Origin of the sequence: Nocardia rhizosphaerihabitans (genome assembly GCF_014646295.1) — a bacterium.
Lineage (GTDB): Bacteria > Actinomycetota > Actinomycetes > Mycobacteriales > Mycobacteriaceae > Nocardia > Nocardia rhizosphaerihabitans.
In genome coordinates this window covers 748,256-762,651 of sequence record NZ_BMNE01000002.1, presented here as the reverse complement: position 1 = coordinate 762,651, position 14,396 = coordinate 748,256, and the positions used below count along the sequence as shown (strand labels likewise).

The window sequence follows — 14,396 nt, the reverse complement described above, 5'->3', positions numbered from 1 at the left end:
CGACTTTCGGGTTTCATTCCCGACGATCTGATCGCCGTCGCCGCAGAATCGGAGGAACGCTCGTGAGTATTCGAACACTGGCAGGGTGCGTGGCGGCGGTCGCCGTCGGTCTCGTGATCGCCGCGCCCGCCGCCAACGCCGACGAGGACCCGACCACGGTGCCGCCACGGACCGCCATCTCGCTGCGCACACCCGGCGGATTCGGTTGGGGCACAGCCAATGAGCACGAGTCGCGCTCGGCGCTGTCGATGTCCAAGCTCTACATCGTCGACTACGCGCTGCGCCACGGCGACGGCTCGCCGGAGGACCGGGCGCTGTCGGAGCGGATGATCCGCGACTCCGACGACGGCGCCGCCACCCAGCTCGCGTCCAAGTATCCGCAGGCCATCGAGGCGACCGCGAGCGAATACGGATTGCGCCAGACCCACGGCACCGCCGACTGGGGCCGGTCGAGCACCAGCACGGCCGACATCACCGACTTCCTGTCCGCCAAGCAGCGCACCGACCCCGGCTCGCCGATCTTCGAGTGGATGGCGGGCGCGAGCAATACCGCCGCCGACGGCACACCCCAGAACTGGGGCACCGCCCAGCTGCCCGGCGTGCAGGGCAGCAAGTGGGGCTGGTCGGATGTGGGCGCCCCCGAGGTCGCCTCCGCGTCCTTCGGATCCGGTTTCTCGGTGGCCGCGCACACCTACGGCAGCCCGGCCGACCAGTCCGCGGATGTGCTCGACGCACTGCCCGCGCTGATCGTGCGCCTGGTGGTCGGCCCGCACTAGCCCATGTGCGGGTAGCGGTGGCCGGTCGGCGGGACGAAGGTTTCCTTGATCACGCGCGGGGCGACCCAGCGCAGCAGGTTCAGCGGAGATCCCGCCTTGTCGTCCGTGCCGGAGGACCTGGCTCCGCCGAAGGGCTGCTGACCGACCACCGCGCCGGTGGGCTTGTCGTTGATGTAGAAGTTGCCCGCCGCGAAACGCAGTGCGGCACTAGCCTTCTCGATGACCGCGCGGTCCTGGGCGAAGACGGCGCCGGTGAGTGCGTACGGTGACGTCGAATCCACCTCGGCGAGAATGACATCGAAGGCGTCGGGTGCGTCGTCGTCGTAGACGTACACCGGCAGGATGGGCGCGAAGTACTCGGTGCTGAAGGCCTCGTCGCGCGGGTCGTCGGCGATCAGGACCGTCGGGCGGACGAACCAGCCGACGCTGTCGTCGTAGGTGCCACCCGCCGCGATGGTGACGCCGGCGTCCCTGGCCCGCTCGATCGCGGTGACCCCCTTGTCGTAGGCGCGCTGATCGATCACCGCCCCACCGAAATTCGCGAGATCGGCGACATCGCCGTAGCTGATCTCCTCGACCGCGGCCAGGAACTTCTCACCCATCGTCCGCCACAGCGACCGCGGTACGTAGGCGCGGGAGGCGGCCGAGCACTTCTGGCCCTGATATTCGAAGGCGCCGCGAATCATGGCGGTGGACAACGCATCCGGGTCCGCCGAGCGATGCGCGAGGATGAAATCCTTCCCGCCGGTCTCGCCGACCAGCCGCGGATAGGCGTTGTAGCCACCGATATTCGCGCCGACCTGGTGCCAGAGGTGCTGGAAGGTCTTGGTCGAACCGGTGAAGTGGATACCGGCCAGGCGCGAATCGGCGAGCGCGACCTCCGAGAGATTCCGGCCGTGGCCGGTGACCAGGTTGATCACGCCGGGCGGCAGGCCGGCGGCCAGCAGGATCTGCATGGTGACCCACGCCGCGAGCGTCTGCGCGGACGACGGCTTCCAGATCACCGTATTGCCCATCAGCGCGGGCGCGGTGGGCAGATTGCCCGCGATGGCGCTGAAGTTGAACGGGGTGATCGCGTAGACGAAACCCTCCAGCGGCCGGTGGTCCATCCGGTTCCAGACACCGGGGCTCGACTGCGGCTGCCACTCGAGCAGCTGCCTGCCATAGGCGACATTGAACCGCCAGAAGTCGACCAGCTCGCACGGCGCGTCGATCTCGGCCTGCACCGCCGACTTCGACTGCCCGAGCATGGTCGCCGCGGCGACGGTCTCCCGCCACGGCCCCGCCATCAGATCGGCGGCCCGCAGGAAAACCGCCGCGCGCGCATCGAACGACATCTCCCGCCACTGCGGCCCCGCGGCAATGGCCGCCTCGATCGCGTCACTGGCCTCCTCATGCGTGGCATCGGTATAGGTGCCGAGCACCAGCGACCGCCGATGCGGCGCCACGATCCCGTGCCGCTCCCCCTCCCCGCTGCGCTCTACCCCGCCGATCACCATCGGCACATCCACACACTCCCCCGCGATCTCCCTCAACCGCGCCCGCAGCCGCTCCCGCCCCGCCGTCCCCGGCGCATACGACTGCGCGGGCTCGTTCGCGGGCACCGGAACCACCGTGACAGCGTCCATACCCCGAGGCTATCGCCGCCGCCCCAAGATCGCCCGGATCAGTGCGCGCTCGGCGCGTGACCGGTCAGAAGGATGCCTGCTGCCACCAGTCGTCGCGGGTCTCCTCGAAGGAATGACCGGGCCAGGACACCTCGACCACCGAGTTGGCGCTGAACACATTGCCGCGTTCTCTGGCGGCCAGGGTGAACGGTGCGGCTGGGTCGCGGGGGCGGTAGGCCGCCAGGCTGGTGTGGTGCAGCTGGCGGATGGCGTCCTCGGTGGTGTGGCGGGCGAGGTAGGCCTCGGCGTCGGCGGCGGTCGGGTACTCGGTGTACCAGGCCAGCACGCCGTTGGCGTCGGTGCAGGTGATCTGGCGCAGCGGTGCCGGGTCGCCGGGCAGGACCACCAGCGAGGGTGTGGCCGAACACGACGCGTCGCGCCAGCCGCGGCCGTCGGGCCGGATCGGGATCAGGTCGGTGAAGCCCGACGCGACCGACTCGTGTGCACCCCAGGTCGGGGCGGGTGGCACCCGGGTGGGCCGCACGAACTTCCAGTAGATCGCGCCGACACCGACGAGGCCGACACCGGCGACCATGGCGAGTACGAGCAGGGTCACCGCGAGTGCCCGCCATCGCGAGGACACCGCCTTGCGCGGCGGCGGAGTCGCGCCCCGATGCGGACTCGCCGAGCTGCCGACGGGCCCACCCCAGCCGGGTCCGCCGGCAAGCGGCAGTTGGGGCGCCGAATTCGGGGGCGCGACAAGTGTTGCCATCGTCGGCCTCGAATCCGACTGTGCGACCGGCCCCTGCGACCCGGATTCGCGTAGCGCCTGTGCCTGCGGCGCCGACGGGTTCGATGCCTGCGCGTTCGGCCGCGAAGCGGACCCCAACGCACCGACGGCCGTCTCCGCGAACTCCGCACAGCTGCCGAATCTTTCGGTCGGATCCTTTGCCAGGCAGCGGGCGATCACCGCATCGATGCCCGCGGGCAGGGCGGGAACCGCGGCGGACGCACGCGGCGCCGGCTTGCTCAGGTGGGCCGCGACCACCGCGCCGGGATTGTCTGCGGGGAAAGGGCTTTCACCCGTGAGCAAGGTGAACAGGGTGCAGCCGAGGGAGTACTGGTCGGAGCGGTGGTCGACCGGGGCGCCCGAGAGCTGTTCCGGTGAGGCGTAGGCGAGGGTGGCCAGGAAGGCGCCGGTGCGGGTGAGCTGGCGGGCGTCGCCGCGGAGGCGGGCGATGCCGAAGTCGGTGAGCAGGACGCGGTCGCCGCTGCGGGCGCGGGCCAGCAAGATGTTGGCGGGCTTCACATCTCGGTGCAGGACGCCGCGTTCGTGGGCGTAGTCCAGCGCCTCGGCGGTCTGGGCGACGATGTCGACGGCGCGGGCGGGATCCAGTGATGTGCCGCGAAACACCGACGCGTCGGTGCCGTCGACGTACTGCATGGAGATCCACATCAGCCCGTCCTCGACGCCGCGATCGAGGACCGACACGATGCCGGGATGATCGAGATGCGCCGACACATCGGCCTCACGCTCGAACCGGCCGCGTACCTCCGGGTCCGAATACAGTTCGCGATTCAGCAGTTTCAGCGCCACCTGCCGCGGCAGCCGCGGATGCGCCGCCAGGTAGACCGTCCCCATTCCACCCCGGCCGAGCAGCCGTTCGATCCGATACCCGGCGAACACCGTGCCCGCGCCGAATTCCACCCCGTGCATCCGTGACGAGCCTTCCGATCTCCACTGCTCCGACTGCCGGACCATAGCCGATCCGGCAGCCGGAGCGCGAGATCAGCCCAGATCGTCGGCGATGATGCGTTCGATATTGCGTTCGGCCAGCGCGGTGATGGTGACGAACGGGTTCACGCTGGTGTTGCCGGGGATCAGCGCGCCGTCGATGACGTAGAGGCCCTGGTATCCGTGCAGGCGACCATAGTTGTCGGTGGCCTCGTTGAGCACGCACCCGCCGAGCGGGTGATAGGTGAAGTCGTCACCCCAGGTCTTGTAGACGCCGAACAGGTCGGTCCGGTAGATCGTGCCTTCCTTCTTGTTGATCTTGTCGAAGATCCGCTTGGCCGCGTCGATCGAGGACTGATTCCAGGCGGTCTGCCAGTTCAGATCCACCTTGCCGGTGCCGGAGTTGAAGGTGAACTTCGCCCGGTTCGGGTTCTTCGTAATCGCCAGGTACAGGCTCACATACGTCTCGATGCCGGACGGGAACGGCGCGACCTCGGCGAATGCCGGGCCACCCGCGTCGGCCCAGTTGTCGATGCCCAGGCACGGCATGGCCGACTGCAGGCTGCCGGTGGCGTCCCACATGTGGTTGGCGCGACCGACCATGACATTGCCGTTGTTGCCCCACTTCTGACCGACCGCGTCGGACAGATTGCGCAGCTGCCCTTTGGCTTTCATGGCGACCAGCAGCTTGCTGGTGCCGACGCTGCCCGCCGCGAAGAAGACCCGGTCCGCGACAACCTTTTTGGTGGCGGTGGTGCGACCCTGGGTGTCGATCTGGGCCATCTCGACCTCGTAGCCGCTGCCGCTGGGCGTGACCGAGGTGACCATGTGCTGGGCGGCGATCGTCACCTTGCCGGTGCCGGTGGCCGCCGCCAGGTAGGTCTTGTCCAGCGAGCGCTTGCCCGCGTTGTTGCCGTAGATCACCTCGCCGGCGAGCGCGGAGCGACGCACCGTGTTCGCTTGCTCCTTCTTCATGTACTCGAAGTCGTAGACGTTGGGCACGAAAGTCCAGCCGAAACCGGATCTTTCGGCATGCTTGCGGCCCACCCGCGCGAACTGGTAGCACTCGGCCGACTCGAACCAGTTCTGGTCGATGTGGTTCACCCCGAGCGCGCTGTTGGCGCGCGGGTAGTAGGTGGCATACATCTCGTCGGCGTTGACCGAGGGCAGGATCGCGCCGAAGTTCTCCCGCTTGGGCGTCACCGCCATGCCGCCGTTGACCAGCGACCCGCCGCCGACGCCGCGGCCCTGGTAGACCCGGATGCCGCCGAAACCCTCGGAGTCGAGCACACCGGTGTAGCGGTCGATGTCCTTGTTGTAGGAACCGCCAAGGAAGTAGCCGACAGGCTGGTCGGTGGTCTCCCGCAGCCAGTAGGACCGCCCGTCGGGTTTCAGTACGGGACAGAAGATGTCGCCGTCGGGCCCCGGCTTGGTCCACGACATCCCCATCTCGGCGACCAGCACGTCGATCCCGGCCTGGGCCAGGCGCAGCGCGGCGACCGAGCCGCCGTACCCGCTGCCGATCACCAGGGCGGGCACCTTGTCGCCGTCGAGGGCGGGAGCGGCGGTGGCGACGGCGCGACCAGCCAGCGCAGCCGCGCCTAGCGTGAAACCTGTTGCAGCTAGGAACCGGCGACGGGACACACCGCCGGTGTATCGGTTACTACCTGGCTTTTCATACAAGAATTCACGCACTGTGCGGCTCCTCATCGAGACTGCAATGAGAACCTGTTATACCGAGACTTGCAGTGAAACGAACACGTTTCGAACAAACGAAACCCCGGGCACATCGGTGCCCGGGGTTTGCGGAAGCGGTGGGTCAGACCAGCCGTTCGGCCGCGGCGGCCACCCGTTCGCCGGTCGCGGTGAGCGCGATACGCACGTGTTCCGGCGAGCGCGGACCGTAGAAATCGCCGGGGGCGGCGAGGATTCCACGCTCGGCGAGCCAGTCCAGGGTGACCCGGCACGGTTCACGGCGGGTGGCCCACAGGTAGAGGCCGGCGTCGGAGAAGTCGATGCGGAAACCGGCCTGCTGCAAGGCCTTTCGCAGGATCTCGCGACGCGCGCGGTACAGCCCGCGCTGCTTCGCCTCGTGCTCGTCGTCGCCCAGTGCGGCGGTCATCGCGGCCTGGATCGGGAACGGCAGCATCATGCCGGAGTGCTTGCGCACCTCGAGCAGTTCGGCGACCAGTTCCGGGTCGCCGGCGACGAATCCGGCGCGGTAGCTGGCCAGGTTCGAGGTCTTCGACAGCGAGTGGATCGCCAGCAGACCGGTGTGGTCGCCATCGCACACGCGCGGGTCGAGGATCGAGAGGGCCTCGCCCTCCCAGGTCAGCCCCAGGTAGCACTCGTCGGAGGCGACGATCGCGCCGCGCTCGCGGGCGAACGCGACCACCTTGCGCAGATGCTCGACCCCGAGCACCTTGCCGGTCGGGTTCGACGGCGAGTTCACGAAGATCAGCGCCGGGTTCTGCGGGCCGATCTGGGTGAGACCGTCCGCGCGCCACGGCTTCGCGCCCGCCAGCAGCGCGCCGACCTCGTAGGTCGGGTAGGCGATCTCGGGGATCACCACCAGATCGTTCGCACCGAGGCCGAGCAGGCGCGGCAGCCCGGCGATGAGCTCCTTGGTGCCGATCACGGGCAGCACGGCCGCCTCGTCGACGCCGGTGACCCCGAACCGGCGGGCCAGCGCCGCGACGGCGGCGGCGCGCAGCTCAGGGGTGCCGTGCGTGGTCGGGTATCCGGGCACCGCGGCGACCGAGTTCAATGCCGCCTGGATCAGCGGATCGACCGGGTCGACCGGGGTGCCGACGGACAGGTCGACGAGCCCACCGGGATGCGCCGCCGCTTTCTGCTTGACCGCGGCGATCGTGTCCCAGGGAAAATCGGGCAGCAGACTGCTGACCCTCATTCTTCTGCCATAGGGGGCAGCGCCTTGATGAAGGCCGGGTCGAAGTCGACCTTGCCCACCTTGGTGGCGCCACCGGGCGAACCCAACTCGTCGAAGAAGTCGACGTTGGCGTTGATGTAACCGCTCCACTGGTCCGGGGTGTCGTCCTCGTAGAAGATCGCCTCCACCGGGCAGACCGGCTCACACGCACCACAGTCAACGCACTCGTCGGGTTGGATGTACAGCATGCGACCACCCTCGTAGATGCAATCCACGGGGCATTCCTCGATGCACGCCTTGTCCTTCACGTCAACGCACGGTTCAGCGATGATGTACGGCACTGCCGTTCTCCTAGTCTGTCCTCACCTGCGGTGGTACTCCGCCACCCGAAACCCTATCCCGAGACCATGCCTCAGTCCCAGGTCAGCCTGCCCTAACTCGCACTCCCGATCAGCCGATCACTCTTTACCTTCGCAGTATGGGGCCCTAGATTTGGTGCAAGGAACTCGTTGTCTCCGCGCGACGAAGGGACTCGCCATGAATACGGCGCAAGATCGTGCGGCCGCGCTGGATCTGGTTGCCCGGCTCAAGTCCTCCTATCCCGAGCTTCCCGATGCACCGGCTCCCGACCTCCTCGACCACGCACGTCTGTGGGCGTACCTCAAGACCGATCACGATGTGGGCGGTGAGCCCGATGCTCCCATCAGGTACGAGAACAAGCAGTACGAGACGTGGGAGCACAACACCTATGTGATCTGCGAGGTGCTGGCCTGGCGGGGGATCTGGCTGTCCGAGGAGCGGCGCCGGATCGGCAATGTCGATCTCGGACGCACCATGTACCTCGGCCTTCCCTACTACGGTAGATGGCTGCTGGCCGTCGCGCGGGTTCTGGCCGAGAAGCAGCACATCGGGCTGACGGAACTGAGTGAGCGGATGCTCGAGGTCAAGGCGCGCTACGAGGGCGGCCTGGCCGGGAAGACGCCGACGGCCGAGCCGAAGTTCGCGGGCGACGGCTCGCAGGTCGAGCGCAATCGCCATCACATCGACGCGGTCGGCAAGGGCGATCCGCAGGTGTTCGCGGGTCGTGCGGGCGCGGCGCGGTTCCAGGTCGGCGAACAGGTGCTCGTGCGGGAACTGCCCGCGCTGTTCTACACCCGCACGCCGGAATACGTGCGCGGCGCGGTCGGGAAGATCGCCGCGCTCGCCTACGAAAGCCCGGCCCCCGAGGACGAGACGTGGGACCGCCACGATGCGAAGCCCGAGTGGTTCTATGTCGTCGAGTTCAACCTGTCGCAGTTGTGGGACACCTACACCGGGATCGGCACCGACGTCTTGCGCACCGAGATCCCCGAACGGTGGCTCAGCCCGGCGAACTGACACCTGATCGGGAAAGGACTCCATGACCGGCCACGAGCACGATCACGATCACGATCACGAACGTACCGTCGCACCGATGGTCGACGAGATCACCGATTTCGAAGTGCTGGAGATCGCACTGCGCGAGCTGTGCATCGAAAAGGGCATCTTCACCGCCGAGGAACACCGGCGATTCACCGAATTCGCCGAACAGATCGGCCCGACGCCCGCCGCGCGCCTGGTGGCCAAGTCCTGGCTCGATCCGGACTTCAAGGCGCTCGCGCTCGCCGAACCGATGACCGCGAGCAAGGAAGTCGGCGTGGACTGGCTGGAGCCGACAGGTTTCGGCACACCCAGCGACTTCACGGCGTTCTCGATCCTCGAAGACACCCCGACCCTGCACAACGTGATCGTGTGCGCGCTGTGTTCGTGCTATCCGCGCCCGATCCTGGGCAATTCACCCGAGTGGTATCGCACGCCCAACTACCGGCGGCGCATGGTCCGCTGGCCGCGCCAGGTGCTGTCCGAGTTCGGGCTCACCCTGCCCGAGGACGTCGCGGTGCGCGTGCAGGACTCGAACCAGAAGCACCGCTTCATGGTGATGCCCCTGCGCCCCGCGGGTACCGACGGCTGGGACGAAGATCAGCTCACGGAGATCCTCACCCGCGACTGTCTGATCGGCGTCGCCCTGCCCAAGCCGGGCGTGACCACGAACGTGATCACCGCGACCCGTCCGGCCGTCCACCCGGTCACCGAGCAAGGGAGCGGGCAATGAGCACGCCCCACGACATCGAGCCGCTGAAAGCCATCGTCGAACGCAACCAGGTGTGGCCGCGCATGGCCGCCGCCTACGGTGTCGGCAATCCCGTGCCGCCGTGGAAAACCAGCCTCGACGGAATCTGCGACGCCCTCGACCACGCCCGCTGCGACGCCGACATCCCGGATTTCCAGCGCAGGCGCGACGAAGAAGACACGCTCTCGGCGACCCTCTATGCGAGCCTGCCCTACCCCGAGAACCAGCTCGTCGCCCTGGCGCATTCGCTCGTCACACGCGGCATCATCGACGAGCGCGAACTCCGAGAACGCCTCGCCACCATCCGGGCCCGCCTCGAATCCTGACCCGGACTCGCGAATCTTCGCCGCTAGCTGACTGTCAGGGGCAGGGCGACAGGTTTCGCTTCCACTGTTCCGTAGACGGTGGTGCGTTCGCGGACGGGACGGTTGATGCCTGCGGCGATCTCGGTCAGTTCGGCGACCGTCTTGGCCGAGCCGTGCTGGGAGCCGGCCATGCGGGAGATGGTTTCCTCCATCAGGGTGCCGCCGAGGTCGTTGGCGCCGCCGGTGAGCATCATCTGGGTGCCGACGGTGCCGAGCTTGACCCAGCTGGTCTGGATGTTGTCGACGCGGCCGTGCAGCATGATGCGGCCCAGGGCGTGCACCGCGCGGTTGTCGCGGTTGGTGGGGCCGGGGCGGGCCGCGCCTGCCAGGTAGAGCGGGGCGCTCTGGTGGACGAACGGCAGCGGGACGAACTCGGTGAAGCCGCCGGTCTCGTCCTGGATGCCACGCAGCACACGCAGGTGGCCCACCCAGTGCTTGGGGTTGTCGACGTGGCCGTACATCATCGTCGAGCTCGACCGGATGCCCAGCTGATGCGCGGTGGTGATCACCTCGATCCAGGCCGAGGTGGGCAGCTTGCCCTTGGTGAGGACCCAGCGGACCTCGTCGTCGAGGATCTCGGCCGCGGTGCCCGGAATGGAGTCCAGCCCCGCCTCTTTCAGCGCCGAGAGCCAGTCGTGGATGCTCTGGCCGCCGCGGGAGGCGCCGTTGACGATCTCCATCGGGCTGAACGCGTGCACGTGCATCGACGGGACGCGGGCTTTGATGGCGCGGACCAGATCGGCATAGCCGGTGACAGGCAGTTCGGGGTCGATGCCGCCCTGCATACAGATCTCGGTGGCGCCGTCGACATGCGCCTCCCAGGCACGGTCGGCGACCTCGTCGGTGCTCAGCGTGAAGGCGTCCGCGTCGCCCTTGCGCTGGGCGAACGCACAGAACCGGCAGCCGGTGTAGCAGATGTTGGTGAAGTTGATGTTCCGGTTCACCACGTAGGTGACGTCGTCGCCGTTGACCTCGCGGCGCAGCGAATCGGCCAGTGCCGCAATGGCATCCATGTTCACGCCGTCGGCGGTGGCCAGCGCGAGGTACTGGTCGTCGGTGAGTCCGGCCGGGTCCTTCTCGGCGGCGCGCAGGGCGTCGAGCACGTCCGAATCGAGCCGCTCGGGCGCGGTGACGGCCAGGTCGCGGGCGTGTTCGCGGATGGTCTCCCAGTCACCGAACGCGCCGACGACCTCCTGGCCGAGCCCGGAATCGCTGCGGCTCTCGGTGTTTCGACCCTCGGTATCGATGGCGGTGTTCAGGTCGACGCGGCCGACCGAATCCCACGATTCGTCGGGTTCCTGCCAGGGCAGGCCGACCGGCAGCGCGTCGGGCCTGGCCAGACCGGTCGCCGGATCGGTGAGCGCGGCGACGTGCGCGCCGATGCGCGGATCGATCCACGGGTGCCCGGCCCGCACGTATTTCGGATGCGCGGAGGTGCGCTCGACCAGGGTGAATCCGGCCGATTCGGTGATCTCGCGCAGGGTGTCCAGGTTCGGCCACGGGCGTTCGGGATTCACGTGGTCGACCGTCACCGGCGAGACCCCACCCCAGTCGTCGATGCCGGCGTCGATCAGGGCGCGGCAATCGCTGTGCGAGACCAGATTCGGCGGCGCCTGCACCGGAACATCCGGTCCGAGAAGCAGTCTCGTCACCGCGACGGTCGCCAGGAATTCGGCGACATCGGCGTCGGGGGCATCGCGCATGGCGGTGTCGTCCTTGGCGCGGAAGTTCTGCACGATCACTTCCTGGATGTGCCCGAACTCGCGGTGCTGCTTGCGGATCGCCATGATCGACTCGGCGCGCTCGGTGAGCGTCTCGCCGATGCCGACCAGGATGCCGGTGGTGTAGGGCACCGAGAGCCTGCCCGCGTCGGTGATCGCGCGCAGCCGCACCGCCGGGTCCTTGTCGGGGCTGCCGTAGTGGCACTGGCCCTTCTCGGTGAACAGCCGCGTGGAGGTGGTCTCGAGCATCATGCCCATCGACTGCGCGACCGGCTTGAGGCGCGCGATCTCGGCCCAGCTCATCACGCCGGGGTTCAGATGCGGCAGCAGGCCGGTCTCCTCGAGCACCAGGATGGAGACCGCGCGCAGGTAGTCCAGGGTGGAGTCGTAGCCGCGTTCGTCGAGCCACTGCGCGGCCTCGGGCCAGCGGTCCTCCGGCCGGTCACCGAGGGTGAACAGGGCTTCCTTGCAGCCCAGCGCCGCGCCCTGCCTGGCGATCTCGAGCACCTCGTCCGGCTCGAGGAACATGCCGTGGCCCTCGGCGCGCAGCTTGCCCGGCACGGTGACGAACGTGCAGTAGTGGCATTTGTCCCGGCACAGCTTGGTCAGCGGGATGAAGACATTGCGCGAGTAGCTGATCGTGCGGGGGCGGCCCGCCGATTCCAGGCCCGCGTCGCGGACCCGGACCGCGCTCGCGCACAGGTCGGCGAGATCGTCGCCGGTGGCGTGCAGCAGGACGGTGGCCTCGTCGACGTTCAGGGTGACACCGTCGCGGGCCCGGCGCAGCGCCCGGCGCATCGCGGCGGGACTCGGCGGCGGCAGGGGAACGCTCGGGTTCGGAAGCTCGGTCACCCCGTCGATCATGCGCTACTTCTTTCCCGAACGTGCGGTCGGCTGGTCACGGGCCCGCTGCGGGCACGCGGTGGTCATCCTCGTCGGACGACAACCCTCCACACGACCGCACATATTCCCGAGGGGGTGATCTCACCGCCCCCGCATGAAACCATGGCACCATGTCGCTGCCGCGCTCCACCATTCTGGCCGAACCGGCCTGGCGTCCGAGTTCCAAGGCCAAGCTGCTGTGGGCGCTGGAGAACGCGATCGGGATCGGGATGCTGTGCGTGGCGCTCGCGGTGTGGGCGATGCTCGACGCGGACCGGCGCGGGTGGCAGGTGGCAGCGGGGCTGGTGATCGTCGCGCTCGCGGTGCTCGGGGTGGTCGTCGTGCCGCTGTGGCGGTACGCGGTGCATCGGTGGGAGGTCACCGACGAGGCCGTGTACACGCGGGTCGGGTGGCTGGATCAGGAGTCGCGGGTCGCGCCGATCTCGCGGGTGCAGACCGTCGACACCGAGCGCGGGCCGCTGGAACGGATGCTGGGGCTGGCCACCGTCACCGTCACCACCGCGTCCTCGGCGGGCGCGGTGAAGATCAGCGCGCTCGATCTGCCGGACGCCGAGCAGACCGTGGCAAGGCTGGCCGCCATCGCCGCCCAGCATCGCGGGGACGCGACGTGACCGGGTCCGCGATGCAGCTCGCCGACTGGCAGCGGCTCGATCCGCGCATGCTGCTGGTGTACCCGGTCACCGAGATCATGAAATACATTCCGGTGCTGCTCGGCTCGGTCATCGTCGGCACCACCAGCGGTAATCCGCTGTGGACCCTGATCCCGGTGACGCTGGTCGCCGCGTACGGCGTCGCCCGCTGGTTCACCACCTCCTACCGCATCGACGCCGATCATGTGCAGTTGCGCAGCGGGATCGTGCAGCGGCGCACCCTGTCGGTGCCGCGGCCGCGGATCCGGTCGGTGGATGTGGAAGCCGATCTGCTGCACCGGATTCTGGGTCTGGCGGTGCTGGCCATCGGCACCGGCAAGCAGACCGACAAGGGCGAGGAGTTCAAGCTCGACGCGCTCGACATCAGCCGCATTCCCGCTCTGCGCGCCGAATTGCTCGCGCACACCGGGCAATACGTGCCAGGGCAGTCCGACTCCGATGTGGCGCATCATGTCTCACCTGCTGAATCGGCAAGCGAGGCGGGCACCGAGATCGGGCACTGGCAGACAGCGTGGGTGCGCTACGCGCCGCTGTCGCTGACCGGTCTGGCGGTGGTCGCGCCGATCGCGGGCATCGGCGCCCAGTACGGGCTCATCGACGTGCTGTCGAGATCGGCCGCCGTGCAACACATCGACGACGAGAGCGCACCGATCGCGGCGATCGTCATCTCCGGACTGATCCTGCTCTCGGTGATCCTGGTGAGCCTCGCCGCGTGCGCGCAGTACCTCGCCCTGTGGTTCGGGCTGCGGGTGATCGACAACGGCGCCACCCTGCACCTGCACCACGGGCTGTTCACCAAACGCCAGATCACCCTCGACCTGGCCCGCTTCCGCGGCGCGACCCTCAACGATCCCCTGCTGCTGCGCGCCGCCAAGGCCGCCCAGCTGGAAATGATCATGACCGGCGAGAATCCGCGCCAGAAGATCCTGCCCCAGGCGCCACGCACCGCCGTCGAACGCACCCTCGACGAACTCCTCCGCACCCGCCGCAAGCCGGGCGGGCAGAGCGGCGGAGAGCAGGCGGTGCACTCCCGCACACCGGAGCTCCTGACAAAGCCCGCGGATTATGCTGCGCCGCAACCGATCACCGGCTCAGCTCTCGGCACGATGGACCTGATCCAGCACGGTCCGGCCGCACGCCGTCGCCGCTATACGAAGGCCGCGTGGCCGGTCGGCATCCTGGCCGCGGTGCTGATCGTCCTCGCCGTGACCACCGGTCCGCTGCCCACCTGGATCTGGTCGGTGCCCGTCGTGTTCGCCGTCCTCAATGCCGTGCTCGCCGAGGATCGCTACCGCAGCCTCGGCCACCGCGTACTGCCCGGCAGCACCGGCCCCACCTGGCTGATCACCCGCCGCGGCAGCCTCGACCGCAATCGCGACTGCCTGGAGGCGCCCGGCATCATCGGCTGGACCCTCCGCCGCACCTACTGGCAGCGCAGGGCAGGCCTGGCCACCGTGGTCGCCGCCACCGCCGCGGGCAAGAAGGCCTACCAGGTGGTCGACATCCCCATCGACCAGGCCGTCGCGCTGATCGATGCCGTCACGCCCGGTCTGCGGGGCACACGCTGATCGCCGGTCACACCGAGTGTCCACCCGCTACC

At 68.6% G+C, this 14,396-nt stretch carries 12 protein-coding genes; 6 read left to right on the top strand and 6 right to left on the bottom strand.

All coding sequences use genetic code 11. The annotated features are described in order from the left end of the window. Positions 1-62 precede the first annotated feature (62 nt). On the top strand, positions 63-776 hold the full coding sequence (locus IEY60_RS09960) for a hypothetical protein (RefSeq protein ID WP_229739680.1): 714 nt from the start codon (positions 63-65) through the stop codon (positions 774-776). Here IEY60_RS09960 and pruA read toward each other — a convergent pair. From pruA to fdxA, 5 genes are all read right to left on the bottom strand, one after another. Next, positions 773-2,404, bottom strand: a complete 1,632-nt coding sequence (gene pruA / locus IEY60_RS09955) for an L-glutamate gamma-semialdehyde dehydrogenase (RefSeq protein WP_189026339.1) — start codon at positions 2,402-2,404, stop codon at positions 773-775. The two genes, IEY60_RS09960 and pruA, sit on opposite strands and share 4 nt — an antisense overlap. A gap of 64 nt (positions 2,405-2,468) precedes the next feature. After that, the gene (locus IEY60_RS36370; RefSeq protein ID WP_189026337.1) at positions 2,469-4,100 is read right to left on the bottom strand and encodes a serine/threonine-protein kinase; all 1,632 of its coding nucleotides are present in this window, start codon (positions 4,098-4,100) and stop codon (positions 2,469-2,471) included. 72 nt (positions 4,101-4,172) lie between these two features. Further along, on the bottom strand, positions 4,173-5,762 hold the full coding sequence (locus IEY60_RS09945) for a GMC oxidoreductase (RefSeq protein ID WP_505826971.1): 1,590 nt from the start codon (positions 5,760-5,762) through the stop codon (positions 4,173-4,175). Positions 5,763-5,937: 175 nt separating this feature from the next. Further along, positions 5,938-7,029 carry a succinyldiaminopimelate transaminase gene (gene dapC / locus IEY60_RS09940; protein ID WP_189026333.1) on the bottom strand — a complete coding sequence of 364 codons (1,092 nt, stop codon included), beginning with the start codon at positions 7,027-7,029 and terminating at the stop codon, positions 5,938-5,940. After that, positions 7,026-7,349: a ferredoxin gene (gene fdxA, locus IEY60_RS09935; RefSeq protein ID WP_189026332.1), complete on the bottom strand. Its 324-nt coding sequence runs from the start codon at positions 7,347-7,349 to the stop codon at positions 7,026-7,028. Before fdxA ends, dapC begins: the two co-directional genes overlap by 4 nt. Before the next feature lie 196 nt (positions 7,350-7,545). Here fdxA and IEY60_RS09930 point away from each other — a divergent pair, with 196 nt between their 5' ends. The 3 genes from IEY60_RS09930 to IEY60_RS09920 are packed head-to-tail and all read left to right on the top strand — an operon-like array spanning position 7,546 to position 9,483. Further along, complete coding sequence (locus IEY60_RS09930; RefSeq protein WP_189026330.1) at positions 7,546-8,385, top strand: SH3-like domain-containing protein; 840 nt, start codon at positions 7,546-7,548, stop codon at positions 8,383-8,385. Positions 8,386-8,407: 22 nt separating this feature from the next. Further along, a complete protein-coding gene (scnC, locus tag IEY60_RS09925; protein ID WP_189026328.1) occupies positions 8,408-9,139 on the top strand; it encodes a thiocyanate hydrolase subunit gamma in 732 nt (243 codons plus the stop codon). Continuing rightward, a complete protein-coding gene (locus IEY60_RS09920) occupies positions 9,136-9,483 on the top strand; it encodes a thiocyanate hydrolase (protein ID WP_189026326.1) in 348 nt (115 codons plus the stop codon). Before scnC ends, IEY60_RS09920 begins: the two co-directional genes overlap by 4 nt. A 23-nt stretch (positions 9,484-9,506) precedes the next feature. Here IEY60_RS09920 and IEY60_RS09915 read toward each other — a convergent pair whose 3' ends face one another. Next, positions 9,507-12,107: a bifunctional FO biosynthesis protein CofGH gene (locus tag IEY60_RS09915; protein ID WP_189026324.1), complete on the bottom strand. Its 2,601-nt coding sequence runs from the start codon at positions 12,105-12,107 to the stop codon at positions 9,507-9,509. A 149-nt stretch (positions 12,108-12,256) separates the two neighbouring features. Here IEY60_RS09915 and IEY60_RS09910 point away from each other — a divergent pair, with 149 nt between their 5' ends. Next, positions 12,257-12,757, top strand: coding sequence for a PH domain-containing protein (locus IEY60_RS09910; RefSeq protein WP_189026321.1), 501 nt, complete (start codon positions 12,257-12,259; stop codon positions 12,755-12,757). A gap of 11 nt (positions 12,758-12,768) precedes the next feature. Then, entirely contained in the window at positions 12,769-14,364 is a 1,596-nt protein-coding gene (locus tag IEY60_RS09905) for a PH domain-containing protein (protein WP_189027462.1), read from the top strand. The last annotated feature ends 32 nt before the right edge of the window (positions 14,365-14,396 follow it).